Annotated in this window: 21 protein-coding genes and 3 pseudogenes; 18 read left to right on the forward strand and 6 right to left on the reverse strand. The window is 65.4% G+C overall.

Annotation, left to right across the window (positions count from 1 at the left end; all coding sequences use genetic code 11):
• The first annotated feature begins 79 nt into the window (after nucleotides 1–79).
• The 6 genes from OHB12_RS02280 to OHB12_RS02305 all read left to right on the forward strand — a co-directional run bounded on the left by OHB12_RS02280 (nucleotide 80) and on the right by OHB12_RS02305 (nucleotide 5,664).
• The gene (locus OHB12_RS02280; protein ID WP_327115672.1) at nucleotides 80–1,600 is read left to right on the forward strand and encodes a catalase; all 1,521 of its coding nucleotides are present in this window, start codon (nucleotides 80–82) and stop codon (nucleotides 1,598–1,600) included.
• 325 nt (nucleotides 1,601–1,925) lie between these two features.
• On the forward strand, nucleotides 1,926–2,516 hold the full coding sequence (locus tag OHB12_RS02285) for a C40 family peptidase (RefSeq protein ID WP_327115673.1): 591 nt from the start codon (nucleotides 1,926–1,928) through the stop codon (nucleotides 2,514–2,516).
• Between the two features lie 1,869 nt (nucleotides 2,517–4,385).
• Complete coding sequence (locus OHB12_RS02290; protein ID WP_327115674.1) at nucleotides 4,386–4,631, forward strand: hypothetical protein; 246 nt, start codon at nucleotides 4,386–4,388, stop codon at nucleotides 4,629–4,631.
• A gap of 21 nt (nucleotides 4,632–4,652) precedes the next feature.
• On the forward strand, nucleotides 4,653–4,925 hold the full coding sequence (locus tag OHB12_RS02295) for a hypothetical protein (protein WP_327115675.1): 273 nt from the start codon (nucleotides 4,653–4,655) through the stop codon (nucleotides 4,923–4,925).
• 2 nt (nucleotides 4,926–4,927) lie between these two features.
• Nucleotides 4,928–5,404: a hypothetical protein gene (locus OHB12_RS02300; protein WP_327115677.1), complete on the forward strand. Its 477-nt coding sequence runs from the start codon at nucleotides 4,928–4,930 to the stop codon at nucleotides 5,402–5,404.
• Nucleotides 5,359–5,664 (forward strand): hypothetical protein, encoded by a 306-nt coding sequence (locus OHB12_RS02305; protein ID WP_327115679.1) that lies wholly within the window; start codon nucleotides 5,359–5,361, stop codon nucleotides 5,662–5,664. Before OHB12_RS02300 ends, OHB12_RS02305 begins: the two co-directional genes overlap by 46 nt.
• 142 nt (nucleotides 5,665–5,806) lie before the next feature.
• On the opposite strand, the pseudogene OHB12_RS02310 reads toward OHB12_RS02305, so the two are convergent.
• Nucleotides 5,807–5,977 (reverse strand): annotated as a pseudogene (locus OHB12_RS02310) (DNA alkylation repair protein); the annotation flags it as partial.
• Between the two features lie 395 nt (nucleotides 5,978–6,372).
• Complete coding sequence (locus OHB12_RS02315; protein ID WP_327115681.1) at nucleotides 6,373–6,693, reverse strand: hypothetical protein; 321 nt, start codon at nucleotides 6,691–6,693, stop codon at nucleotides 6,373–6,375.
• Between the two features lie 366 nt (nucleotides 6,694–7,059).
• Here OHB12_RS02315 and OHB12_RS02320 point away from each other — a divergent pair, with 366 nt between their 5' ends.
• Nucleotides 7,060–7,560, forward strand: a complete 501-nt coding sequence (locus OHB12_RS02320) for a cupin domain-containing protein (RefSeq protein ID WP_327115683.1) — start codon at nucleotides 7,060–7,062, stop codon at nucleotides 7,558–7,560.
• A 350-nt stretch (nucleotides 7,561–7,910) separates the two neighbouring features.
• On the opposite strand, the pseudogene OHB12_RS02325 reads toward OHB12_RS02320, so the two are convergent.
• Nucleotides 7,911–9,447: pseudogene (locus tag OHB12_RS02325) on the reverse strand (FAD-dependent oxidoreductase); the annotation flags it as partial.
• A 194-nt stretch (nucleotides 9,448–9,641) separates the two neighbouring features.
• On the opposite strand from OHB12_RS02325, the gene OHB12_RS02330 reads away from it, so the two are divergent.
• The 6 genes from OHB12_RS02330 to OHB12_RS02355 all read left to right on the forward strand — a co-directional run bounded on the left by OHB12_RS02330 (nucleotide 9,642) and on the right by OHB12_RS02355 (nucleotide 16,069).
• Nucleotides 9,642–10,940 (forward strand): glycoside hydrolase family 27 protein, encoded by a 1,299-nt coding sequence (locus OHB12_RS02330; protein ID WP_327115685.1) that lies wholly within the window; start codon nucleotides 9,642–9,644, stop codon nucleotides 10,938–10,940.
• A gap of 32 nt (nucleotides 10,941–10,972) precedes the next feature.
• Nucleotides 10,973–11,152, forward strand: coding sequence for a hypothetical protein (locus OHB12_RS02335; RefSeq protein WP_327115687.1), 180 nt, complete (start codon nucleotides 10,973–10,975; stop codon nucleotides 11,150–11,152).
• A 5-nt stretch (nucleotides 11,153–11,157) separates the two neighbouring features.
• Entirely contained in the window at nucleotides 11,158–12,174 is a 1,017-nt protein-coding gene (locus OHB12_RS02340; RefSeq protein ID WP_327115689.1) for an NADP-dependent oxidoreductase, read from the forward strand.
• 609 nt (nucleotides 12,175–12,783) lie between these two features.
• Nucleotides 12,784–13,446: a response regulator transcription factor gene (locus tag OHB12_RS02345; protein ID WP_327115691.1), complete on the forward strand. Its 663-nt coding sequence runs from the start codon at nucleotides 12,784–12,786 to the stop codon at nucleotides 13,444–13,446.
• Between the two features lie 15 nt (nucleotides 13,447–13,461).
• Complete coding sequence (locus OHB12_RS02350) at nucleotides 13,462–14,883, forward strand: sensor histidine kinase (RefSeq protein WP_327115693.1); 1,422 nt, start codon at nucleotides 13,462–13,464, stop codon at nucleotides 14,881–14,883.
• A 148-nt stretch (nucleotides 14,884–15,031) separates the two neighbouring features.
• Nucleotides 15,032–16,069, forward strand: coding sequence for a TAXI family TRAP transporter solute-binding subunit (locus OHB12_RS02355; protein WP_327115695.1), 1,038 nt, complete (start codon nucleotides 15,032–15,034; stop codon nucleotides 16,067–16,069).
• Nucleotides 16,070–16,122: 53 nt separating this feature from the next.
• Here OHB12_RS02355 and OHB12_RS02360 read toward each other — a convergent pair whose 3' ends face one another.
• Nucleotides 16,123–16,593, reverse strand: a complete 471-nt coding sequence (locus OHB12_RS02360; RefSeq protein ID WP_327115696.1) for a hypothetical protein — start codon at nucleotides 16,591–16,593, stop codon at nucleotides 16,123–16,125.
• A gap of 687 nt (nucleotides 16,594–17,280) precedes the next feature.
• Here OHB12_RS02360 and ltrA point away from each other — a divergent pair.
• Complete coding sequence (gene ltrA, locus OHB12_RS02365) at nucleotides 17,281–18,624, forward strand: group II intron reverse transcriptase/maturase (RefSeq protein ID WP_327115698.1); 1,344 nt, start codon at nucleotides 17,281–17,283, stop codon at nucleotides 18,622–18,624.
• A 357-nt stretch (nucleotides 18,625–18,981) separates the two neighbouring features.
• On the opposite strand, the gene OHB12_RS02370 is transcribed toward ltrA, so the two are convergent.
• Nucleotides 18,982–20,127, reverse strand: coding sequence for an IS701 family transposase (locus tag OHB12_RS02370; protein ID WP_327115700.1), 1,146 nt, complete (start codon nucleotides 20,125–20,127; stop codon nucleotides 18,982–18,984).
• 338 nt (nucleotides 20,128–20,465) lie between these two features.
• On the opposite strand from OHB12_RS02370, the gene OHB12_RS02375 reads away from it, so the two are divergent.
• Together OHB12_RS02375 and OHB12_RS02380 are read left to right on the forward strand one after the other, a co-directional pair.
• A complete protein-coding gene (locus OHB12_RS02375) occupies nucleotides 20,466–21,011 on the forward strand; it encodes an ESX secretion-associated protein EspG (protein ID WP_327115702.1) in 546 nt (181 codons plus the stop codon).
• Nucleotides 21,012–21,122: 111 nt separating this feature from the next.
• Nucleotides 21,123–21,320, forward strand: coding sequence for a hypothetical protein (locus tag OHB12_RS02380; RefSeq protein WP_327115704.1), 198 nt, complete (start codon nucleotides 21,123–21,125; stop codon nucleotides 21,318–21,320).
• A 63-nt stretch (nucleotides 21,321–21,383) separates the two neighbouring features.
• Here the strand turns inward: OHB12_RS02380 and OHB12_RS02385 are convergent, their stop codons facing one another.
• A complete protein-coding gene (locus OHB12_RS02385; RefSeq protein WP_327115706.1) occupies nucleotides 21,384–23,093 on the reverse strand; it encodes an IS1634 family transposase in 1,710 nt (569 codons plus the stop codon).
• A 51-nt stretch (nucleotides 23,094–23,144) separates the two neighbouring features.
• On the opposite strand from OHB12_RS02385, the pseudogene OHB12_RS02390 reads away from it, so the two are divergent.
• Nucleotides 23,145–24,478: pseudogene (locus OHB12_RS02390) on the forward strand (IS1380 family transposase).
• 89 nt (nucleotides 24,479–24,567) lie between these two features.
• A complete protein-coding gene (locus OHB12_RS35995) occupies nucleotides 24,568–24,912 on the forward strand; it encodes an ESX secretion-associated protein EspG (RefSeq protein ID WP_442799943.1) in 345 nt (114 codons plus the stop codon).
• Nucleotides 24,913–25,091 lie beyond the last annotated feature (179 nt).

Raw genomic sequence — 25,091 nt, forward strand, 5'->3', positions numbered from 1 at the left:
GCGACGCCGGTCCCCGGTGTCGTACGTCCTGACGGTTTGTCGTGGGGCTCCCGCCCGCGGCTCGTAGGAGAGGAGAGAGATGTCTGTTCCGAACTACACCACCGATGACGCCGGTATCCCGGTCCCCAGCGACGAGCACTCGTTGACGGTGGGGCCCGACGGCCCGATCCTGCTCAACGACGCCTATCTGATCGAGAAGATGGCTGCGTTCAACCGGGAACGGGTGCCAGAACGTCAGCCGCACGCCAAGGGTGGCGGAGCTTTCGGCACGTTCGAGGTCACCAATGACGTGCGCGCCTACACCAAGGCCGACCTGTTCCAGCCGGGCAAGAGGACGGAGATGCTGGCCCGCTTCTCCACGGTCGCCGGGGAGCGTGGAAGTCCCGACACCTGGCGCGACCCGCGCGGGTTCGCGCTGAAGTTCTACACCGAGCAGGGCAACTTCGACATGGTCGGCAACAATACGCCGATCTTCTTCGTCCGCGACCCGATGAAGTTCCAGGACTTCATCCGCTCCCAGAAGCGTCGTGCGGACAACAATCTGCGCGACCACGACATGCAGTGGGACTTCTGGACGCTGTCACCGGAATCCGCCCACCAGGTGACCTGGTTGATGGGTGACCGCGGCATTCCCCGCACCTGGCGACACATGAACGGCTACTCCAGTCATACCTACATGTGGGTCAACGCCTCTGGGAAGCGGTTCTGGGTCAAGTACCACTTCAAGACCGATCAGGGCGTCGAGTTCTTCACCCAGGACGAAGGTGACCGGATGGCGGCGATGGACACCGACTGCCACATGCGTGACCTCTGGGAGACGATCGAGGGCGGCAACTATCCGAGTTGGACGCTGAAGATGCAGATCATGCCGTTCGACGAGGCTAAGACGTACCGATTCAACCCGTTCGACCTCACCAAGGTGTGGCCGCACGGCGACTATCCGCTGGTCGAAGTCGGCAGGATGACGTTGAACCGCAACCCGGCGGACTATCACACCGAGATCGAGCAGGCGGCGTTCGAGCCGAGCAGCTCGGTGCCCGGCACCGGCCCGAGCCCGGACAAGATGCTGCTGGGCCGCTGGTTCTCCTACCCCGACGCCCATCGATACCGAATCGGCGCCAATTACAAAGAACTGCCGGTCAATTCGGCGCACGCGACTACCGTGCGGTCGTACACCAAGGATGGCGCGATGCGCCACCACAACCCGGGCGACCCGGTGTACGTGCCGAACTCGAAGGGTGGCCCGCACGCCGATTCCGCGGTCTCCGGCCCGTCGGCGGGCTGGTACACCGATGGGGAGATGGTGCGTGCGGCCTACACCGTGCGCAAGGACGATGACGACTGGGGTCAGCCGGGCACCATGGTCCGCGAGGTCCTCGACGAGGCGGCGCGCAGGCGGCTGGTCGACAATATCGTCGGGCACCTGCTCGGCGGAGTCAGTGCATCGGTGCTGACCAGGGCTTTCGATTACTGGCGCAACGTCGACAAGAATCTGGGCGACCGTGTCGAAGCGGGCGTGCGCGCCAAACAGGACAACCGTGACCCCAAGGTCGCGGTGCAGGCCGACCTGGCTCGCCCGTCGGCTCGAGCCAAAGCCTGACCTGTCGAAAGAGCGGCCGGTTGCGATGCCGGCCGCTTCTCCATGCCCGCCTACCGCATCATCAAGCCCGGCCTGCCGGTCTGCCGTGGCCGCGTTTTCCTTTCTGAATATGCGCGTGACCATGGAGATATTCTTAGTTATCGTGTTGTTATCAAATATGGGGTGTGTCGGGCTTTGCATAATAGAGATTGTGCTGAAATATGACTCCTCGGATCTGCTGGATTGACAACACCGTGGTGTTTCGAATTCATTCGAGGCTTGGTGAAGTCCTGCGATACCGGATGCGTCTCACCGGGCCTGCCGACGTAGATCGGAGGACCGCATCATGGCGTTCAGCGCCGATGTTCGACCTGATCAACGCTCGAAACGCAGTTCATGCCGCACACTCGCCCTCGCCACGGGGGCGGTCGCCCTTGCTGCCGTCGGAGTGATCGAAGCTGCCGCACCGGCAGTCGCCCAGCCGCTATTGGGTACGGGCAGCTCGGAGAGCGCCGAGGAAATTCCCTTACCCGGTTTTCTGGTTTTTCCGGGTCTTCCAGGATTCACGCCACCCCCGGCCCCGGAGCCGGAGAAGTCCCTGGGTGAGCGCGCCGTCGACGCCGCGCTGACCAAACTGGGCGCGCCCTACGTGGGCGGCGCGGCGGGACCCTCTGCCTTCGATTGCTCCGGACTGGTGCAGTGGTCCTACCGGCAGGCCGGCCAGGAACTGCCGCGCACCAGCTATGAGCAGCTCGCTGCGGGCAGCCCTACATCGCAGGACGATCTGCGACCGGGCGATGTCGTGTCCTTCTACGGCGGCAGCCACTCCGCCCTCTATGCGGGAGATGGCAACGTCATCCACGCCGCGACCTATGGGACGGGTGTGAAATTGGCGCCGATCTCATCGATGCCGTATGCCGGAGCACGCCGGTTCTGACCAGGCGGCGGGCGGTGCGCCCGCGGTTGCTGAGCGTGACCACCCACGCGTGGTCCGGTGCGGGAAGCCAGCCGACGCAGGCGAACTCGATGCGACGATTCACCGACGCGAGATCGAATTCCGGACCGCGGAAATCCGTGGGTAGCTCGGTGGTGTATGTATGCTGTGCGGTAACTGTTACGACGTGATGGTCGGCAGTTGCACTGGTGGTGAGCGTGATTGGTTGGTGCGAAGAGATTGCCACCGCGGCGCAGCGCGCGGCGCTGTGCACTGGTCAGACACTTGCGACGTTTTCTGGGCTCGTTGGACGCAAGACGCGAGAATCGTGAAAGAAGGGTAAGACAATGGTCAAAGCAGCACTTGGCTCGGCCCTGGCCGCCGCGGCGCTCCTCGTGATGGGGGCCGGTCAAGCATCAGCCGTACCGGTTGTGACTCCCGGGTCGCTCGGGGCGCCTGTCGACGGAACGCTCAGCGATACCGCCGGCCTGGCGGGCTACAACTGTTTGGTCCTCGGTCCGGGCTGGGGCTTCGGCATGAATGCTCCGGGAGGAACCGGAATAGTGAGCGGGACGTTCTTCGCCCCTGGGCCGGTCTCCGCTTACTGCATGGGCCCCATGGGTTACGTTACCGGCGGGGGGTTTACCTCATAACCACTCAACGCCCGCACGCCCGGCCCGTGGGCTGCGCTCGCGCGGCCGCGACCACCGTCGATAACTCTTCGCTCCTGGTGTGCCGCCGCCAGCGATCGCACGGCGCAACAAAGGCTCATAGCCTGCCCACAGGCGGCGTCGAAACTTCCTTGGGCATCGAACGATTCAATAGCGTTGCCGGCGCCTCCATTCCTGGCGCCTAGCAGGAAACGGAAGAGCTCGAGTGGAGAGCCCCGGCGACCCCGTCGGGATTGCCGGGGCTCCGAGGTGGTGAACAGCCGGGGTCGAGGAGCATTGCCTCAGCTGTGGATACCTCATCCCGGCGCATCGCCGAGGTGGCCGCTCGGGGTTCACCGTCATATCAGCCGCGGTCCTCCTCGGCTCACTGTGAACCCTGCAGTCACCGACTCGAGCTCTCGTGACGGGGTGCTTCGGTGCCCAGGGCGATGAGCCGGTCGGATTCCATAGGCGGAGTCGCCGATCAGGCAGAGCTGCAATCTTGTTCAGTTCGGCGAGCGATAGCGATGCGGCGTCGGCCTTTTCGGTGACCAGGTGTGGCCTCATCGAGTTCGGGAGCGATCAACATGCGCCGCACGGGGTGGCTGGGTGCCTGCCGGGGCGAAGACCCTCGAGCGCTGCGTCGGCGTGGCCTTCGGGCGCGATGGTCGGTCATTCCGCTCCACTTGTCGGCAGTATCGCGAATCGAATACTTGCGCAACTGATTGACGAACCAGGTGTGGCGGGTTTCTAATGGTTGTGGCGCAATTCATGCGTCGATGAGCAACCACACGAAGGGGGGTGCGCGGCAGATGCCGGCTGACAGTATCGACGCCTCCAGCCGGGCCGCCCTCGCGAATCGGGTTGTGCTAGTGCTCCGCTGATCTGCGCGCTGATTCGTTCCCAGAAGTAGGCGGCTGCGCCTGCCTCGTGGTGCTGTCTCTCACGAGGCGACCGTAGGTATCGGAGACCGCCACTTCGCCCTGCGGGCAGCCGCGCCTCGTCGGCTGAGATGAAAGCAGCTCGGACGCGGACCTTCTCATCGTCGGCTATGTCCGCGAATATCTCGGAGGGGTGAAGTACGCATGGCTGAGCTCATCGACTTTTCAGCCGGGCTCATCGACCCGTCGGCGATCAAGGGCATCGGATACGCCGGTGTGGTCGGCTATTTCAGCGATTTCCGGCCCGACGTAAGTTTCGGTGCCGAGCCGCGGGCGATGAAGTGGACGACGCCGGCTGGGAGGCAGTCGCTTTGGGGGATCCGGTCATCGAATACACCGATCTCCCCGACGGTCTGGTGCCGAATTTCCAAGCTGGTGCGGTCGACCGGCTCGACTGTCAGGATCCCAACTGGGTGCGCGGCGCGATCAGAGACCACTGGAACGAGAACGGGCCGCCGACCGGTGTGTTACGAAATCTCTTGGGATACCGGCGCATACCAACAATTCGAAAAGGTCGCGTCTATTGAACGTCACGTCCGACATTGGCGATGGTCTCCGTCGACGGCGCCGGTACGCCCCTGCGCGATCCGCAGGGCCGACGAGGGGATAACGATGGACGAGCTGCTCGCTATCCTGGAAGTCGGCCGGTGCGCACCCCGGCCTACCCGCTGCTGGTGGTACTGGTGGTCTGCCTCGTCGCCAAGGGCGTGGTCTCGGACGACCTGTCGTGGTACATCCTCGCTGCCGTCGCAGCCCTGCTGGGGCTCCCGGCTGTCGAGGCGGCACGTGGCAAGGTGACGCCGGTCGCGAAGGGACAGTGATCATGCAACGCTTGGGAGTGGTGCACTATGACCCCTTCGAGGTGGTGTTATGCGTAGTGTTCGGGGCGTCTGCGGTCCTTCAGTTCTTCGACGGGGCAGCGCCGGGGTCGACCGCCGCGACACTGCCCCCGGGGTTCCGATTGGTATGGCTGGTGTTGATGACGGCCGGTTGCGCCTTCACGCTCGGTGGGGTCCTCTCACGCTGGGTGTGGGGCTATCTCGTCGAGCAGATCGGCTTGATGGCCACAGGCTGGTCGCTGGTCGCATACGGTGCGCAGGTGCTGCTGCTGCAGATCCAGCGCCACTCTCTGTCGCCCGCTACGGTGCTCGGCGGCCCATTGGTCATCGGACTCGGCGTCGCATTTCTCTGGAAGCGTCAGCAGGTATGGAATGACGTCAAGCATTTACGCGCGTCGATGCAAGAGGAGGCAGCATGGACGGCATCTCGCAGTCGCCGATCTTCGCGGCGTTCGTATTGATCGCCAGCTCCTCGGTCGTCTCTTCCATCGCGACGGCGTGGTTCAGCCGCAAGAATCTCGACGCCAGTATGACGAAGACAAAGGCTGACGCTGCAAAGACGCTGAGCGACACCGCAATCGCGCAGACCCAGCTGATGGCTGAACAACTCGGCGAACTGCGTCAGGCGTTACGCATGCACCGCGAATGGGACAAGAAGATGGTAATCATCGCCCGGCGGGCTGGGCTCGACATCGACGATCCTCCCGAGCTGTGGCTTTAACCCATGGAGGCGACATTCCATCCGGACCCTCGGCGTCTCGACGCTTGGATCAGTGCCGTGGTCGGGGGACGGCCGTTGCCACGGCCGCGTCGGGTGCTGGCCGACGAAGGACCTCACCGGCCGCGATCGACCGGGGTCGCGGCAGTCGCGCCGCAGTGTGATCCGTCTCCCAGAACTGATGCGCGAGTTCCTGCTGTGTTTTCAGCTGCTTCGCGAACGCGCGCAGCTTGCTGAGGTTCACACCGTGATCGTCTCCGTGTTTTGCGTTCACTTCGCGTGTCTTCGGGTCCTCGAGCGCGGCCAGCTCGGCCATCACCTCGGCCACCGTCGTCTCGGCCACCCCGGTCTCCTGTCCATCACGTGCGAGATTCAGCCTACGAGAAAGCACGGTGAACCAGGTGATCAGCAAGCGCATGGTCAAGACCGCTAGCGGCATTGTCGGGCGTTGCGGCCACTCATAGTTCGTTAGGCAGAGCCGCGACCGCCGCCGCCAATCGAGTTGCAGTCCTATCGGTAGCCCCGTTCGAGCAAATACTTGGCTCCCGCCTCGAAGTCCTCGGGGCTGTGCAGTTCGAAGCCGAAGGTGTCGGCGAGCCGGTTGGTCGTGTCGAACGCGGCGCAGACCGCCAGCCCGTCCTCGACCTGCTGGGTTCGCTGCGGGGTGATGGGTTTCGGGGATTGTCTGACAGCCGTGATGTATTCCAGACGTTACCGCTCGTCTGTGTTGAGCCACTCGGCGAGGCATCGGGTCAGGAAGGGCATGATCACCCACACCATGGCCGCCACCGCGACCGGTATGATGCAGGCCAGCCGCAGGGGTGTCGGGAGAGGTTCGAGCAGTGGGGCAGTGATCGTCACCAAGACGGTGAGCATCGGGTAGAGACCGGCCATAGTCAGCAGCCAGAACTTCCATTTCGGCGGATGGGTGTCGGCGTTCTTTGCGCCGGCAGCAGCAGCGTCAACGCGCGCCTGCAGCTCGCCCTGTGCTGTCGACGCCCCGCTCGTTGTGATTTCCTTCGTATCAGACACTTCCGCGCTCCTTACCTCGGCTCTTGCGGTAACCCGCTGTCATGGAGGAGACGAAGCAGATCGCGCGTCTGTGACATCCGAAGTCCTAGCACGGATTCGGGCGCAGCGAGCTGTGCTGCCGCACGGCCCAGGACCAGCCGATCGCACCTGGGTCGCCAGCCGCCTCCCAGATTCAATTCATGACCCCAACCGCGTGGTCACCGAGGCCACGGTCCGCTGGGCCGATTCGACCGCGGGTCGCCGCGGAACCGGCGTTTCTCCGGTGACCGGCTGTCGATGTCACACTCGGTGTGCCTGCGCCGTCGAGTTATCGACACATGGAAGGGCGGCGCGAATCGCCGCTCAGGAGCCTTCAGGGAGTTCTCGATGACCAGTTCCGCGCGGCACGCCGCCCCTGTTCTCGTTCGTTCCGAGACCGCCGCAACGGTCCAGGACGGCGCGCTCAGCCTCATCACGCTGCTCGCCGACGCCGGTGACACCGGCGGTGCGCTCACCGCCAACAAGGCGACGCTGGCGAAGGGCTCGCCCGGGGCGCCTGCGCACTTTCACACCAAGACCACCGAGATGTTCCTGGTACTCGAGGGTTCTATGCGGTTCCTGCTCGGCGACGATGTCGTCCGCCTCGACCGGGGCGACTTCCTGACCGTGCCGCCCGCTGTGCCGCATGCGTTCGCCCCGGCACCCGACACGGAAGCCGAACTGCTCGTCGTTTTCACTCCCGGCCTGCACCGCTTCGACTACTACCGGCTACTGGAGCGCGTGTACCGCGGTGAGGCGACCATCCAGGAGATCCGCGACAGTTCCGAGTTGTATGACAACCACTACTTCGACAGCCCTGCGTGGCGCGAGGAACTCGCGCGTGGCTGAGACTCGCCCACACATCCTAGGCACTCTCCGTACACGGCACGACCACTGAAAGCCCGTGCAATGGTCCCTCTCACGAAAGTTCGTTGCCGAGACACCTTCGGCCGTAGACTTTTTCCGCAGGTCTGTTAACCAGCGGGCTGCCCGGGACAATGAAGGAGGGCTGGTGGCGGTTCATCGACTTCCAGCCTGAACCGCCGTGCGAACTCGAGCGACCCTGCCGGCCGGAGCGGGTCGTCGTGATGCACGGCGATGAGAACCGGGCTGAACCGCCGAGTCAGCGCCGGCCCCGTGTGCGGAAACCGGCGTCCCGATACCGGCCCGCGGACCCACCGGCGAGCGAGCGCCAGCGGCTCGATACCGATCCCGCCCGCGCCGATCACGGCGACGCGCTCGCCGACGGGTTTCTCGTTCCGGATCAGTTCCGGGTAGGACAGCACCATCGGATGGTCGATTCCCGGGATGTCGGGAATGCGGGGGCGCACCCCGGTGGCCAGCACGACTTCGCCCCAGTTGCCCGCGGCGAGCTGCTCGGCGGTGACGAGAGTGTTCACATGCACTGTGACACCGGTGAGTTCGAGCTTTCGATGGAAGTACCGGATCGACTCGGCGAACTCCTCTTTGCCGGGGATGCGGCGGGCCAGGTCGAACTGGCCGCCGATCGTGTCGTCGGCTTCGAAGAGCTCGACGTGGTGGCCGCGCTCGGCCAGTCCGATTGCGGCCGACAGGCCGGCCGGGCCTGCGCCCACGACAGCGACGCGTTTGGCGTGCCGGGTGGGCAGTAGCTGCAGCAGCGTTTCGTGGCAGGCCCGCGGATTCACCAGGCAGGATACGGTTTGGTCGAGGAAAGAATGGTTGAGACAGGCCTGGTTGCAGGCAATGCAGGTGTTGATCTCGTCGACCCGGGATTCGGCGGCCTTGTTCACCCACTCCGGGTCGGCCAGCAACGGCCGGGCCAGCGAGACGAGGTCCGCGTCGCCGCGGGCCAGGATCTCCTCGGCGACCTCGGGCATGTTGATTCGATACGACGCACACACCGGGATGCGCACGTGTGCCTTGAGTTTCGCGGTGTATCCGACGAACGCGGCCCGCGGCACCGAGGTCGCGCTGATCGGCACCCGCGCCTCGTGCCAGCCGATCAAGGTGTTGATGACGTCCACTCCGGCGGCTTCCAAATCCTTCGCCAGCTCGACGATTTCCTCGAAGGTCTGTCCGTTTTCGACGAATTCGGCCATGGACATCCGGAACACGATGAAGAAGTCATCGCTGACCGCCGCCCGGATCCGCCGAACGATGTCGACCGCGAACCGCCGTCGGTTGGACGCCGATCCACCCATCGGTCGGTTCGGAGGTTGGTGCATGGCGCGAGGAACTGGCAGATCAGCCAGCCCTCGCCGCCCATCACCTCGATACCGTCGTATCCGGCCTGTTCCGCCAGCTGCGCGCAGCGCGCGTAGTCGGCGATCGTCGATTCGATTTCCTGCTCGGTCAACGCCCGAGGCTCGAACGGGCTGAGTGGCGACGCCAGGGCCGAGGCCGACACATTATTGGGAATGTGTGAAAGCGGCCACCGTGCAGGATTTGCATCGCGATCTTGGCCCCCGCCTCGTGTACCGCCGTGGTGATGAGACGGTGTCGCTCCGCGTCGGCCTCGGTGAGCATCGCGGCGCCCAACGCCGAGAGCCAGCCTTCACGATTGGGCGCGTACCCGCCGGTGACGATCAGCCCGACGCCGCCACGGGCCCGTTCGGCGAAATACGCTGCCAGCCGGTCGATATGCCACTCCCGCTCCTCCAGGCCGGTGTGCATCGACCCGATCACCACGCGGTTGCGCAGCGTGACTTTCCCCAGTTCGAGCGGTGACAGTAAGCGAGGAAAAGCCGATCCCACGGAATGAACTTAATGACGGTCCGCCACCCTCGCAATGCGAACGGCCACGCATTTTACCCACAGACGGCGCTCGTTTTCTATTGCCTCGCCGGGCGCTACCCGACCGCACTACCGACGTCGCCGCTACCACGGCAACAGCTCCCTGATGTACTCCATGGTGGTAAATCCGGCCCGTGCTGGTACTAGTGGGGCCTATGTGCCGTATCGCCAAGGGCTTGATCGCGTTGGTGGCACTCGTGCTGCTCGAGGTGTTGTCCGCCGCGGACATCCCAGCCCCCGACTCGCCCATGCGCCCGCTCGGCGGCTCGGGTCCCGCCGTTGCGGGCGTCGCGGCCCACCCGCCGCTGGGCTGGAACAGTTGGAATACCTTCGGTTGCCTGGTCACACAGGACGACGTGCGCGCGCAGGCGGACGCCATGGTGAGCTCCGGGATGCGCGCCGCTGGTTACAGCTACGTGGTGGTCGACGACTGCTGGTTCGCACCGCAGCGCGACGTCGACGGCCGACTGCGGGCCGATCCGGCCCGGTTCCCGGCCGGGATGGCGGCCCTCGCCGACTACATGCACGCCCATGGCCTGAAATTCGGAATCTACGCCTCTCCCGCCGACCGGACCTGCGCCCAACTGAGCGGAAACTATCCCGGCGCGACCGGCAGCGCGGGTCATGAGCGCACCGATGCCGCCACCTTTGCCGCCTGGGGCGTCGACTACTTGAAATACGACTGGTGCTCTGAAGATCCCGACCTGCGCCACCAGATCCGCGCCTTCACCGCGATGCGCGACGCGCTGCGCGCCACGGGTCAGCCCATCGTCTACAGCATCAACCCCAACAGCGGTGTCGCGGGCGATCCGCCGGGCAGGCGATTCGACTGGGCAGGCATCGCCACGATGGCCCGCACCACGCAGGACGTGGACTCGGCATGGGCCCTCGATCCTGCCGGCAGCCTGGCACCCAACATAGGCGTGACGCAGGCTGTCACTATCACCGCGCCGCTGACCTCCCGCACAGAGGGCCGGTACTTCAACGACCCGGACATGCTCGTGGTCGGGATACCCGGCGCGCTGGGCTCGCTGACGCCGGGTTTGTCGCAGGCCGAGGCGCGCACTCAGGTCGGGATGTGGGCGATGATGTCGGCGCCGCTCATCGCGGGCAACGATGTGCAAAGAATGCCACCGTGGGTGCGGGCGATGCTGATCAACCCCGCCGTGCTGGCCGTCGACCAGGACATAGCTGGAGGACCGGCTATCCCGTTGCGCAGTGAGCCCGGTGTCTGGCGCCGGCCTTCCTCCGACGGCGCGCTCGTCGTTGCCTGCCGCAATGAGGGCAACCGGGACCGACGGTGGGCGCTTTCGCTCGCCCAGCTCGGACTGCCTGCGGGCCGGTACACGGTCATCGACCTCTGGACGGGCGCGACCGAACCGCTCGCCGGACAATTGGTTCGGACCGTCGGTGGCCACGACACCGCGTTGCTGCGTATCGTGCCGACACCGTGAACGGTGCACATTCCGCCATGCACAGCAGCGGAATGTGCGAATCTCTCGTCCGGCCGGGCACGGAGTTCGACGGGACCTATCCGAACCCGAGCAGCGTGACCGTCGCTATGGGCAGCAACGCGGACTTCACGCGGGCCCGCTCCGGTTCCGCGGCCGTGCACGCCATGACACACTGCCACATGCACCTGTCCGACCGCCGAGCGAAAGGCTGAACCCAATGCAGAGCACCCGAATTGTGCTGGCTTCACGACCGACCGGCATGCCGACATCGGAGAACTTCCGGACCGAAACCGTCGACCTGCCCGCCCCGGCGCCCGGCGAGGCCCTGCTGCAGACGCTGTATCTGTCGCTGGACCCCTACATGCGCGGGCGCATGAGCGACGCCCCGTCCTATGCGCCGCCGGTGGAGATCGGGCAGCCCATGGTCGGCGCGACCATCTCCCGAGTGCTCGAAACCACCGAAGACACCCTGCAATCCGGCGATTTCGTGCTCGGATACGGTGGCTGGCAAACCCATTCGGTGGAGCCGGTGCGCATCCTGCACCGCCTCGATCCCGCGGCCGCGCCGCTGAGCACCGCACTTGGCGTGCTCGGCATGCCCGGGTTCACCGCATACTCCGGATTGCTCACCATCGGGCGGCCGCAGCCGGGCGAGACCGTGGTCGTCGCGGCCGCGACCGGACCGGTCGGGGCGACGGTCGGTCAGCTCGCCAAGCTGCGGGGCGCGCGGGCGGTCGGCATCGCGGGCGGTCCGGAAAAGGTCGCGCTGCTGCGTGACTATTTCGGCTTCGATGCCGCGATCGACCATCGCTCTCCCGACTTCGCCGAGCAGCTGGCCGCCGCCACGCCCGACGGCATCGATGTGTACTTCGAGAACGTCGGCGGCGCGGTCTTCGATGCGGTGCTTCCGCGGCTGAATCAATACGCCCGAATTCCTGTGTGCGGCTTGGTCTCCCGCTACAACGCCACCGAATTGCCGCCCGGCCCCGACAGGTTGGGCAAGCTCATGGCGACGGTGTTGTTCCGCAGCCTCACCGTGCGCGGGTTCATCCAGACCGAGTTCGCCGCCGAACAGTACCCGGCCTTCCTGGCCGACACCGCGGGCTGGCTGGCCGACGGGAGGATGAAGTACCTCGAGGACATCGTCGAGGGGCTCGACAACGCCGTCGAGGCGTTCCAAGGTCTGCTCGTCGGCCGCAACCTCGGCAAACTGGTGATCAAGGTCGCCGACTGAACGGGCCGACCCGGGTGCTCGCGCAGTCGGCGGCACCGTGCTGAGGTTCTTTACTCTTCGGCTTCTCCCACGATGCGTATACCCAGCGCCGGAAACCCGCTGGATCATGGTGGTTGCCGCGCGGTACATCTCCGATCGGCCGCTCACTTCGTCGAAGTCTTCGTGTCGATGTGAGGGCTCCGGACCTGCTTGACCGCCGTCGACGCTGATGTGCCTAGCCGTCGTGGGCGTTGTGGCTGGAAAGCGGTCCGATGCCGACGAGGCTGGATATCTCAAAGCACTGTAAAGTTTCCCCGTTTTCATTGCGTCTAGGTGTAGTCGCGGAATATGTAGGAGTGGTGTGTGCAACATTGCCGGTCGGAGCCGTGAACCGTGTGGCTCGTAACGTACCTAGGGCACGGTATCGGTTGTGGCTCAGTGGGTATGCGGCTCTCGATCCGGGGATCGCGGTGACGGTGCCCTGGTCGATCCGGCCGACGGACATTCGTCTCGAGCCGGGTCGAGACCGATCGTCGGCTGCTGGGCGGTGTACCCACGGTGAGTGAGCACCACGAAACCGGTCCGCCGGACCCTGCCCACACGGATTCGTCATCCGGGAAGGATCGGAGCGTGCGGCTGGCGATAGTCGAAGACGACGACGAAGTGGGCGATGCGCTGGTGGAGGTCCTCACTGACCAGGGGTTCTTGGCAGAACGTATGCGCCGGGGAGCGGATCTGCTCATCGGGCACCGCCGCTGCGATGCGGTGATCCTCGATCTAGGGTTGCCGGACGGCGATGGGCTGCAAGTGCTGAGGCAGCTTCGTGAGGTCAGTTCGGTGCCTGTGGTGATCCTCACCGCGCGCGACGACGAACGTACCGTGGTCCGTGGCTTACGAGGTGGTGCCGACGACTACCTCGTCAAACCACCGCGTATTGCGGAACTGGTTGCCCGGCTGGAGACGGTGACCCGGCGCGCCGCTGTCGCTGCGGCCGGCCCGGAGGCCACCGTGATTATCACCGGGGATGTTCGGATCGATCTCGAGATGCGGCAGGTCGAGGTCGGCGGTGAGCCGGTGACTCTCACGCAGAAAGAGTTCGAATTGGTAGAGGCACTGGCGGAGCGGCCGGGCTCCGCGGTGAGCCGCGAACTACTGATGGACCGGATCTGGGGGGATGCGTTCATGGCGGTGTCCCGCTCTCTGGATGTGCATATTTCGACGTTGCGTGCCAAGCTCGGCAGACCGGGATTGATCACGACTATCCGTGGATTCGGCTATCGCTGGGGCCAATGAGTACAGGTTGAGACTTTGCGACGACGGCTGCTGGTGACGCTATTGGCTTTCGCTGCGCTGGCAGTGTCCGGACTTTCGGTTCCGTTGGGGGCCATGGCGTCCACCACTCGGACACAGCAGCTGTGGCTCGGTCGGTACGTGGACGCCGAGTGGTTCGGCGAACTCGCCGAGCAGGCGATGGCGACCGGTGACCGTCAGCCGCTGGTCGCGGCGATGGAGCGCCATCACGACCTGTATGAGGACGCCGTGCTCGTGGTGGATGCCAGCGGTGCCGAGTTCGCGAACATCGGGGTGGACATCGACGATCCGGCAGTTGTCGATGCCGTGGCAGCGGCCCGCAGTAATCGGCATTCGACGCGGTTCCCGCATCGTCTGGGGACCTGGGACCCGGACTCGATGATGATTGCCCGTCCCATCGGATCCGGAATGAAGGTCGACGGTGCGGTGCTCATCGAGACGTCGACGGTACGGGCCCAGCGGGATATCGCTGACCGCTGGGCACTGATCGCGGTGGGCATCTGGACGGCGCTGGCGCTGTTCACGGGACTGGCGCTGGCACTGAGCCGATGGGTGCTGCGTCCCCTAGCACGGTTGTCGCAATCGGTGGCGACATTGACGGATACGTTGCCGAGGCCGGTCGCGGACACCCCGCCCACGTCGATCATGCGGCAGTACGACGGACCGCCGGAGGTGCGCGCGCTGGCCCGATCGTTCGATGCGATGGCGCTGGCGGTGGCCGATGCGGTGGAAGCCCAGCGCCAGTTGGTCGCGGATACCGCGCACGCCATCCGGAACCCCTTGGCTGCGCTCGCCATTCGGTTGGAATCGCTGAAGCCCGTGATACCGGATCAGGCCGCGCATGCGTTTCAGCGCGCCGGCTCACAGGTCGACCGACTCGCGGCGGTGCTCGATGGTCTGCTGCGTTTGGCGGTGGCCGAGACACCCGTGGGGTTCCACCCCACACAGCCTGATTCCGATTGGCCGAGCTGCTGCGATGCGGTGCGAGTTGTCGCGGACCGGGTGGAGGCGTGGGGGGTGGCTTTCGAGCGGGCCGGCATGGACGTCGCGGCCGCTGTCCCGGACGGCGAGGTCGAGGTGGCAGCGCCAGAGGATGCGCTCATGCAGATCCTTGACGTGCTGCTGAGCAATTCGTGTCGCTATGCGGGCGCGGGCGCGCGGACGGAGGTTCGCGTGCGTGGCGGGAAGCGGTGGGTGACCGTGTCGGTGGTCGATGACGGGGTGGGTGTCGCGGAGCCCGAACTCGACAAGCTGACTACGCGATTCTTCCGTGGTTCGTCGGCCATACCCGGTGGGTCGGGACTCGGCCTGCCCATTGCGGCGGCGCTGGCACAGCGATATCGGGGCGAGCTCACGGTCGGCCCGGCGGTTCCGCAGGGGCTGCGCATAACAGTTCAGCTGCCGGTGAGAGCGTCATGATCGGTCGCGTGGCGGCGCGGATCGTCTTCGAACCCAGCTGATCGATGGTCGCTGAAAATTTGTCACGACTCCGAGCTTGGCGGGGCCAGGGCCAGGCACCTGCTGACATTCCTCGGGCGGTTGAAATACCATCCGAAATGGGAGGGCGATGTTCGCGGCACCAGGTCGCCACGCGACAGGCCCCGGTGACGGCAAGACGGTCAGGAGCGCGGATGTGTTGCAGCGTTTCTGGCGTATGGCCGGACGGTGGCAGACCATCGTCGGTGGTGGTGCGACGATGATCAATCGCCGTGATCTGTTCGTCGTCGTGGCGGCCGTGGCGACTGTCTCCAGCTGTGGTGTCGGCCGCAACCCCGTCACGATCCGGCTCGGTTCCGGGCGGGTCAACGGCTTGTTTCACGAAATCGCCCAACTCTTCGCTGCCGTGGCGGCCGAGTCCGGCACGGTGCACGTCGACCCTGTCGTCACCGCCGGGTCACAGATGAACCTCGACCTGCTGGCCCGCGGCGAGATCGATGCCGCACTGGCCCTCGCTGATTCGGTGTATGAGTCCCAGACTCGTCCACTTGCGATCGGACGCCTGTACGAGGTGTACCTGCAGATGGCCGTGCTCGCCGACAGCGCGATTCAGCAGGTGGGTGATCTACGTGGGAAGCGAGTCGACCTCGGCGTCGTCGGCTCGGGTGCTGCGATGACCGCAGAACGCGTACTGCGGGCGGCCGGCCTGGACCCAACGGTCGACGTGGTGGCTGGTCCTCGGCAGCTTGCCGGGGCGGTGGAAGCCCTCCACAGCGGTGAGGCGGACGCGATCCTCTGGGGCGGTGGCGTGCCGACACCCGGTCTGGACATCCCCCGGCGGATACGGTTGATCGACCTGGGGGAGTTCCCCCAGATGATGCGTGAGCAATTCGGGTACCACTACGACCGCGTGGTGATCCACCAGAATGCGTACCCAGGGGGTCCGGCGGTCAGTACCGTCGGAATACCGAACCTGCTACTCGTCGCGCCGACCATCGCGCATTCCGCGGTAGTCGCGATCACAGAACTGCTGCTACGGTACCCCGACAGTTTGGTGCCCGAGCATGCCAAGGGATTTCAGTTCCTGGACCGGCGCTGGCTGGTCGGGACCAGGGACGTTCCGCTGCATCCCGCCGCCGCTGATCTCTATCGCAGCTGGCGCGACTGAGTCCCTGCCGCGAACGACAAGGTCTGGCCGCTGCCGTATGCCGGCCCCGAGGATCAACGGTGGTACAGCAATTGCTGGACGCAGGCGGCCCGTGGAGTCGCTCCATCGAATGCACGGGCCGCCGAGGGCTGCCGGATGGCCATGTCAGTCGCCGGTACGAGCGGCACCGACCTGCCGTAGCCCATGCCCGCCCGTTCTTCCTCGAGCCGTTCCAGCGTCTTCGGTGGCTTCATCACGTCGGCAACGGTCTTCGCGCCGGTGGTCGCCGCGTTCGCCGGCATCGGGATGATCTGTCTCAGCCGCGACACCATCTGCATCGGGCCGACACCGGTCGGTGCGTTCGTGATCGGTACTTTTGCTCCGGTCGCGGTCATCTCCGCGCTGTACACGGTCAGCTCGGCGCGGGTCGCCGCCACGACAGCGGTTGCCTCGGCAACAGTCTCGGTCGACATCGCCAGCACGAACGCCTGACCCGGCGGGGTGGCGAGGAACGGGCCAGCGGCGGGCGATTTCGCCAACGTCACCGAGTACGAGAAGGCGCGCGCCGCGGCGCCCAGGCTGAGGTGTCGCCTTCGCCCGGAGCAGTGCGTGCGACGCCGAAAGCTCGTGGTGGAGTTGCGAATTGCTAGTGGGCGCGGATTGCGTGAGTGCCTTAATACTGCAACTGGTGCGCCCAGAGATCAGGAGGTGATCGTTTTGCGGTCATGACCTGTGTCGGAAGCTCGTCGTCGCCTGCCGGTGTGAGTCCGGTCCGGGTAGCTGGCTGGCGGTTCGGTCTGGAAACGGGTCGGGTCGAAGCCCAGCGTCGAAAGCCCCGTTGGGGGAAGCGACTGAGCGGTCCGTAGCGGGAGCGAAGCCTGCCGCGTCGTTAGACATTGAGGGAGAGCCGAGCCGGGCTGTTCACGGTGAAGGCCATGGAAGCGGTGAAGAGCCTGGATGTGCAGCCGTGAAGGACTCCCCGGCGTAGAGGGCGCGGAACGTTCAGAAGGTGGCGGCGGGAACTGGGGAGGCCCTCCCCGGCCGAAACGCACTGCGAAATTTTGCGTGGAAAGGCTTGTCCTATAACCGGTGTGGAGCCGGGAAGTGGATCGGGTGCCGGGAGGGAGTCGGAGGCGGTCGTAGTACTGATCGAGCCGAGCGGACAACATAACCGCCGGTGAGGGAAGGGCCGCTGCTTCGTTCGTGCGTTGTGTCTGGAAAGGATGGGCCCGGTGAGTGCCGGTCAGGCTAGTTCCGTCGCTGTGGGGTCGTTGGACCCGGTTCGAGCCTTGCAGCACACGCTTTACCGGTCGGCCAAGGCCGATCCGGGACGACGGTTTCATGCGTTGCGGGACAAGGTCTATCGCAGAGACGTCCTGTGGCGTGCGTGGGTGAGGGTGCGCCGCAACAACGGCGCGCCGGGTATCGACGAGACCACCCTGGCCGAGGTCGAGGAATACGGTGTCGAGAAGTTCCTCGACGAGCTGGCTGAGGACTTGAAGAACGATCGGTGGCGGTCGCGGCCCGCGCGGCGGGTGCTCATCCCCAAACCGGGGTCGAGTGAGAAACGGCCGCTGTCGATTCCTGTGGTGCGTGATCGTGTGGTGGCTGCGGCTGTGAAGATCGTGCTCGAGCCGATCTTCGAAGCACAGTTCCTGCCGTGCAGTTTCGGGTTCCGCCCGAAACGGTCGACACACGACGCGCTGCAGGTACTCATCGACAAGTCCTGGCGGGGCAACCGGTGGGTGGTCGAAACCGATATCGCCAACTGCTTTTCAGCGATTCCGCATGAGAAGTTGATGCAGACGATCGAGGAACGAGTCAGTGACCAGGGTGTGTTGAAGCTGCTGCGCGCGATGCTGCGAGCGGGAGTGATGGCCGATGGAGTAGTGCGTCGCGAGGTGACCGGAGCCGCGCAGGGCGGTCCGCTGTCACCGTTGTTGTGCAACATATATCTGCACCGACTCGACCGGGCATGGGACACGGATGCGCACGGAGTGTTGGTGCGCTACTGCGATGACCTGGTGGTGATGTGCCGGTCACGGGGACAGGCCCAGGCCGCGCTGGAGCGGCTGAGGGTTTTGCTCGCCGGGCTCGGACTCGAGTGCAAGGAGTCCAAGACCCGCATCGTGGAGCTGGCCGAGGGAGGCGAGGGAGTGGATTTCCTGGGCTTCCACAATCGGTTGGTGCGTGGGCGGACTCCGCGATCGGCGCACCTGGTGTTCCTGGCTCGCTGGCCCTCACGCAGGGCGGTGCAGCATGCCCGGGACCGGATCCGGTCGATCACGGCCCGGTCCCGGATGCTGCTACCGACCGAACAACTCGTGGCGGAACTGAATCTGTTCCTCCGCGGGTGGGCCGGATACTTCCGATACGGAAACTCCGCCCTGGTGTTCGGTCAGGTCAGAAACTATGCCCTGTCCCGGCTGGCGCTGTTGTTGTCCAAACGAGGCAACCGGCGTCGGGCGTGGGGCTGGGGCATGGCCCGGGTGCTGGCCTCGCCGGATCACCTGGGATTGATCAGCCTCGATGGAATTGTCGTGCTGCCCAGGCCCTTTCGGGCTTGGAAGGGTTGAATGCCGCCGGTGAAGAACGTCGGTAAGCCGTGTGCGGGAGAACCGCTTGCACGGTTTGACGGGCGGGAGCTGGAAACGGAAACCAGGGATGGTCACGGTGACGGAGAAGAACAACCGAGCGGGAAACCGCCCGGTCACAGCGGCTCCCTCACCTTCCATCAGCCCGGGTCACCGCGCCAGCTCTCGACCCAACCACTCAGGTGAGTGGGTGGCCGCGGCGTCGGTAGTGCGAGAGCCTGGCTTGATGTTGTCGGCGTCGTCGCCAGCGTGACCAAGCCCAGACGTGGTCGGCGGGATTGAGGCGAGTGAGGACGAACGCGACGAGTAAGCGGCGGATCTCGGGTAACGTGAAAGCGATCATGCCGTCTTCGCTGTCGGTGAGTCCCCCTTTGCAGCAATGGTTTTGGTGGCCGCGAGCCAGGCCAGGGCGAGCATCGACAAAGTGATATGCGCATACCAGGCACGCCATTTTCGGACCTGGTAGTGATCGAGGCCCGCTTCGCCCTTGGCTTGCTGGAATGCCTCTTCCACATGCCAGCGCGACCCGGCAGTCCAGGCCAGGTCGACCAGCCGCGTGGTCGCTGGACCGTAGCAGAGGTAGTAGGCGATCTCGAAGGTCCCCTTGCTGTTGGGTGTCAACGCCCGCCGGGCCAGCAGCCAGTGTCCGCGACCGCTGTTCCAGGTGCCCTCGATCTGGCGGCGCGCCCAGTCGTATTCGCGGGGACCGTGCGCACCGGCACCGACCGAGAGTCGCTGCCAGGTGCGGTCCCCGAACTGCGCTACCAGATCATCGGCGCGGGCGATGCGGTCGGCGCGGGTGCTCACCTGCTGGTCGCAGCGGGTGGCCAGCACGTAGAACACGTCGTGGTCCTCGCACCAGTCGCGCAGGTAACCAGCCTGACCGTAGGCTTCATCGGCGGTGAACCATGCGAAGGGCACCTTCGCGGCCAGGGCGCGTTCGAGCATGGCGATCATCTGCTGCGGCTTGGTCGCGAACTCGACCTCGTCGCCGATCCCGGCGTCGCGGCAACGCGCGCGATCGACGGTCCACGATTGCGGAACATAGAGCTCCCGGTCGATCAGGGCGTGCCCGTGCTTGGACGCGTAGGCCAGGAAAACTCCGATCTGGCAGTTCTCGGTTCGCCCGGCGGTACCGGAGTATTGGCGTTGCACACCAGCGGATTTGGTGCCTTTCTTCAGGAACCCGGTTTCGTCACCGGCCAGCACCGCCGCAGGGTCACCGAGGTGTTCGATGACGTAATCACGCACATCGTCACGGACCCCGTCGACGTCCCAGTCCGCGGCCCGCAGCAACCGCTGCATCCCATCCGGGGTGCCCTCACCAGCACGTTCGGCCAGGGTCCACCCATTCTTGCGTTCCAAACCGGCGACCAGCCCTGACACATACTCACCAGCACGTCCCCGCGGTTCAGTGCGGGTAAACCGCTCCCCGATCCTCGCCATCAACGAATCCAGCTCGGCCACAGCACGATCCAACACCACCCGACAGGTCTACCAGCACCGAACCACATGAGTGCAGTTGCAGTATTAAGGAAGTGTTAGAAATCGTGGTTCCGCGTCCGGCACTGTTGCGCCCGCTGCCGAAACCGACTGAAGTGTTGGGACACAGTCAGTTACGTGCTATGACCAGAAACGGCATGGACTGCCGGGGTGATATTGCGACATCTCGGCGCAGAGGCAATGAGGCCGACAGGGGTCTGGTCCAGGGCGGAGCGAGCGGGCGATTCTGTTGACGAGGAGGCCACGGTGTGGGAACCGGGAAGCATGCTGGCAGGAGGCGCGAGGCTGCGGCCGAGTCCGCTGGCGGCAGGTGCCCGCTCGTGGTGACACGGAGTTGGCATTTCACAGGTCTCGAGTTCCTTGTCCTCTGGGAGGATGCGGGTGCGCAAGGTCCTCCCGCGCCGTTCACCGTGACCAACCGTATTCGGCAGAATTGCGACCTGGCACGAGCGAAGCGAGAAGCGCGCAAGGCGGTGCGGGCTCAGTTGGGTGGATGCTTCGAGGACGTGCTCGATGTGGTGGCCGTGCCCGATATCCGGATCACGGTGCAGGGGTGGGACCCCGGCGAGTGTGACAACCCGAGGTCGTGGATCCGGATGCTCGGAGCCTGTAACGGCAAGCGGGTGTACCTGCTGGAGCAGCTTCCGGGTGAGACGGCTCCGCGCAGTAGTGGGTTTGCCATCACAGAATACGGTGTGCGGGAGTTCGGTGCTGTCGTCGTCGCCCGGCTGCCCGAAGCTCCGAGGGGCAAGCACGGCAGTATCGATCTGTCCGCCCATGCCTACTGCGATACGGATCAGATGTTCCGCCGGTCCCGGCTCTGTGCGTCCGCGGAGAAGGCCGCTAGCCTCGGCCATTCACGCTAATTCCGGCACTGCGTGCCGGAATTAGCGAAAAGGTGCTCTGAACTGCGATAATTCGATTTGTCTAGGACCGAAGTTCGCAGTTGCAGGAGCACCTTCTCGGTGAAGCAGTCTATGTCGTGGTACCCGTCGCTGAAAGTTGGCGGGGATGGTTCGGGTGTGGTGTCGCAGGCCGGGGCGGTGGCGTTGCTGCGGACCGCGGTCACGGTCGGGTTGGATCGGGCGCTGTCGGCAGCGCTGTCGCCGTGGCGCAAGCCCCTGGCCCGCATTCCGCGTAATTCTGGTCGCCTGGAGCCGCGATTTGGGTCCTGAACTGCGTGGACATGGGTGAGTGCGCCGGGAGACCGTGTCTCTAGGCGTGGGTGTCGGTGCTGGTCAGGGGGTTGGGGTGAGTTCGATGATCTGCTTGGGTGCAGGGATGTCGAGCTTGGCGAGTAGGTCGCGTTGGGGCTTGGTGGGTTCGGTGGTTCGGCGGAAGGTGCCGGTGGGGCCGGTGAAGGTGCCGACGTGGAGGCGGTCGAGTTCGCGGCGGGCATTGAACCAGGTTGTGCCGGTGGTGGTTTCGGTGATGCGGATGAGCAGCAGCGCGAGCCAGCAGAGGATGACGTGGGCGCGGATGCGTTCCTCGAGGCGGTGGTAGACCGGTCGCAGGTCGAGGACCTGTTTCATGTCGCGCCAGCCGCGTTCGACTTCGAGGAGCTGCTTGTATCCCAGGGCGATGTCTTCGGCAGACAGTTTCGGGTCGCTGCAGCGCAGCAGGTACTTGCCGTCGAAGTTGGCTTCGGCCTTGACCTTCGCGGCGTCGATGCGCAGCTTCCCGCTCGGGGTGACGCGCAGGAAGCGGGTCAGTCCGGGCTTGGCTGAGATCTTGCCGCGCAACTCGCCGCGTTTGAAGTCCGACAGGGTGTCCGAGCCGTCGATCAGCTCGCCCAGCTGGGCGACGAGCTGTTCACGCATGTGCTTGTCACGGTCGGCGGCCTCGGGGTTGTGGCAGATCACGAACCGTTCCGACTCGCTGATGCGGACTTCCTTGACGCGCATGTTCTCGGCGATCTCGAGGTAGCGGCCTTGGCGCGACATCGCTGCCTTGACTTCTTCGGAGCCCGACCGCATCTTCTCGCCGATGATGTAGTGGTGATCGCCCGAGCGCAGGTAGCGGCGGTTTTCCGCGGAGGAGAAGCCGCGGTCGGTGACCCACACGATCTTGGCCAGTGTCCAGTCCCGCATGTCGTCTTTGACCTGCCGGATCAGCGCCTGATCCGACGCGTTGCCCGGCCAGCACCAGGCGCGCACCGGGATCCCGTCACGGGTCACGGCCATGCCGATCACGATCTGCGGCAGGTCGTCACGGGAGTCCTTGCTCTTGCCGTAGGTACGGAACCCGCCCTCGGCCGCATCGGTGGTCTCGCTGCCGGGGATCGGGGTGCCGCGCTCATCACGGGCGATCGGGTCGTCGGCGTCGGCGAGCTCGAAATATGTTGAGGTGGTATCGAAAAACAGCAGGTCTACCTCCAGGTTGAGCAGGGTCGCGACCCGGTCGAACACCTGCTTCTCCAACTCCTCGCGCACCGAGTGCAGCCAGTCCATCGCCCGATAACAGGCATCGTCGCTGGTCTGTGCCAGTCTGTCGATGTGCACGTCGTGGTTGATCCAGTCCGCGGCAGCCAGTTTCGACGACGGCGCCAGCGCCCGGTTGGCGACCAGCCCGAACAAAACCCTCTCGGTCGCGCTCACGTCCCGGGGCCGGCCGCGGCGCGGCTGCCCGAGCCGGGACACGATGGTATCTATGCCCAGCCGCCGCCATAGATGATCGAGCACATACGCCCCGCCGAACGCCCTGGAGGACACGAACTCCAACCCCGCACCCTCCGCTGTGGCGGCCAGGCCCTCGCCCGGCTCGAGCAGCCGCGACAACGACCCGACCAGCCGTTTCACCGCGTCACGGTCAAGTTCGTCCTCACGGCCGAAGGTAAACAGCACCTTCGGAGTCGCCCGCCCCTTCACCGGATCCCACACGTTGTGGGCCAGATGCAGATACCTGACCGTGCCGGACTTGTTGTCCCGCTTGGTCGTCTTCACGTACATGACTCCAGACGCTACGACAAAACAGCAGAACAATCCACTGAAACAACAAGAATCGCGTCTCTAGGCAGAATCAGGGAATCCTCTCCACTCCGACCCGCCGACCAGCTGATACGCCAAGCCACTACCTCCACAACCCCCGAATTACGCGGAACGCGGGCCTGGCGGTGCACGATCCGGGCAAGATCGTGCTGGATCTGGCGGTGGCGATCGCGTGCGGCGCCGACTGCGCCGCGGATCTTGCCCTGTTACGGTGCGAGCCAGCGGTTTTCGGTTCGGTGGCCTCGGATCCGACGGTGTCCCGCACTGCTGCGGCACTGGCCGCCGACGCGCCGAAGGTGTTGTCCGCGCTGGCTTCTGCGCGCGCCGCGGCGCGGGCGCGGGCATGGGCGCACGCCGGCGAGCATGCTCCCGATCACGGGATCGACGCCGAGCATCCGCTGATCATCGACCTGGACGCGAGTCTGCTGGACGCGCATTCGGACAAGGAGCACGCGGCACCGACGTTCAAGAAAGGTTTTGGCTTTCACCCGTTGTTCGGGTTCATCGATCATGGCGCCACCGGTACCGGTGAACCGGCGGCGATCCTGCTGCGTCCCGGGAATGCCGGGGCGAACACCGCCGCCGACCACAAACTGGTCCTCGCCGCCGCGCTGGAGCAACTGCCCTGGCAGCCGGGCTACCGCGTCGGGCGGAAAGTGTTGGTGCGCACCGACGCTGGCGGCGGCACCCATGACTTCGTCACCTACTGCACCAACCGCAGGGTGCAGTACTCGCTCGGGTTCACCCTCACCGACGCGCTCGTCGAGGCCGTCAACTCCGTGCCGAAGCAGGTGTGGACCCCGGCCTACAACGCCGAGGGGCAGGTCCGCGACGGCGCGTGGGTCGCCGAGATCACCGATCTGGCCGATCTGTCGGGCTGGCCCGACGGTATGCGGCTTATCGTGAGGAAAGAACGCCCGCATCCGGGAGCACAGCTGCGGTTTACCGATGTCGACGGGCTGCGGCTGACCGCGTTCGTCACCAACACCCGCCGCGGTCAGCTCGCCGATCTCGAGCTACGGCATCGTCGCCGCGCTCGCTGCGAGGACCGCATCCGTGCCGCGAAGGACACCGGGGCCCGTAACCTGCCCTTCCACGGCTATGCCGCCAACCAGATCTGGCTCGCTGTCGTCGCCCTGGCGCTGGACCTGACCGCGTGGCTACAAACTCTTGCCCTGCACGACCACCCCGCCCGCCGCTGGGAACCGAAAACCCTGCGCCTGCAGCTGTTCTCACTTCCAGCCCGCATCACCCGCCACGCCCGACGCATTTGGCTGCGCCTGCCACGGCACGCCCCGCACACTCACCTGCTCACCACCGCGATCTGTCGCCTGCAACCCGGCTGACCAGCCTCAACCGCCCCCGCGAGACGAAAGGACGATCACTCCGGACCCGTGGAACCCGGCAGCCAACCCGCTGACCGGGCCATCCTCGGTTGCCCGCACGCTGCCGGTCAGCAGCAAAAACCCAATCCGAACTCGATCACGCCGGGCCGAAGGCCCAGCGAAAGATCGAGGCTAGGTTGCAGGCCGAGAAATTCTTGCGGTCACCGGTGACCTGCGCGGGGGCTATTTTTGTCGGTCAGGGGACTTCGCGGTTCGATCGCCGTCGTGCCGATCGGCGGATGCTGGAGTGGCGTGATATTTCCGGGGACGGCAGATATCTGATCATCGGGAGTGCTCCCCCGATGGCGCAAGGGGTCGACGCGAAACGCCTCACTGCTCGAATCGACACCGAGATCGCCGGTGTGGCTCGGGCAGTCAAGGATGAATGTTGCTGATGTGTTCGCGATCTCGGGTTGTCCGCTGACTGGGGGCCGTTGGCCGCCGCCGTGGTGGCCAACATACGGCCGCAACAATTGTCAACATCTCGAGGCCGACGACCACCACGGACACGATCTGAAGCATGGTCATCTGCCTGGTGGCCTTTCGCAACCTTACTGGTCCGGCGGTGTCGGCG

It is taken from the genome of Nocardia sp. NBC_01730 (assembly GCF_035920445.1).
Taxonomy (GTDB): Bacteria; Actinomycetota; Actinomycetes; order Mycobacteriales; family Mycobacteriaceae; genus Nocardia.

What these genes read in the sequence shown, in the direction of transcription:
- OHB12_RS02285 (WP_327115673.1), top strand. Translation starts at nt 1,926, where the DNA reads ATGGCGTTCAGCGCCGATGTTCGACCTGATCAACGCTCGAAACGCAGT.
- OHB12_RS02335 (WP_327115687.1), top strand. Translation starts at nt 10,973, where the DNA reads ATGTGCGAATCTCTCGTCCGGCCGGGCACGGAGTTCGACGGGACCTAT.
- OHB12_RS02340 (WP_327115689.1), top strand. Translation starts at nt 11,158, where the DNA reads ATGCAGAGCACCCGAATTGTGCTGGCTTCACGACCGACCGGCATGCCG.
- OHB12_RS02330 (WP_327115685.1), top strand. Translation starts at nt 9,642, where the DNA reads ATGTGCCGTATCGCCAAGGGCTTGATCGCGTTGGTGGCACTCGTGCTG.
- OHB12_RS02355 (WP_327115695.1), top strand. Translation starts at nt 15,032, where the DNA reads ATGTTCGCGGCACCAGGTCGCCACGCGACAGGCCCCGGTGACGGCAAG.
- OHB12_RS02280 (WP_327115672.1), top strand. Translation starts at nt 80, where the DNA reads ATGTCTGTTCCGAACTACACCACCGATGACGCCGGTATCCCGGTCCCC.
- OHB12_RS02305 (WP_327115679.1), top strand. Translation starts at nt 5,359, where the DNA reads ATGGACGGCATCTCGCAGTCGCCGATCTTCGCGGCGTTCGTATTGATC.
- OHB12_RS02385 (WP_327115706.1), bottom strand. Translation starts at nt 23,093, where the DNA reads ATGTACGTGAAGACGACCAAGCGGGACAACAAGTCCGGCACGGTCAGG.
- OHB12_RS02320 (WP_327115683.1), top strand. Translation starts at nt 7,060, where the DNA reads ATGACCAGTTCCGCGCGGCACGCCGCCCCTGTTCTCGTTCGTTCCGAG.
- OHB12_RS02380 (WP_327115704.1), top strand. Translation starts at nt 21,123, where the DNA reads ATGTCGTGGTACCCGTCGCTGAAAGTTGGCGGGGATGGTTCGGGTGTG.
- OHB12_RS02295 (WP_327115675.1), top strand. Translation starts at nt 4,653, where the DNA reads ATGGTCTCCGTCGACGGCGCCGGTACGCCCCTGCGCGATCCGCAGGGC.
- OHB12_RS02300 (WP_327115677.1), top strand. Translation starts at nt 4,928, where the DNA reads ATGCAACGCTTGGGAGTGGTGCACTATGACCCCTTCGAGGTGGTGTTA.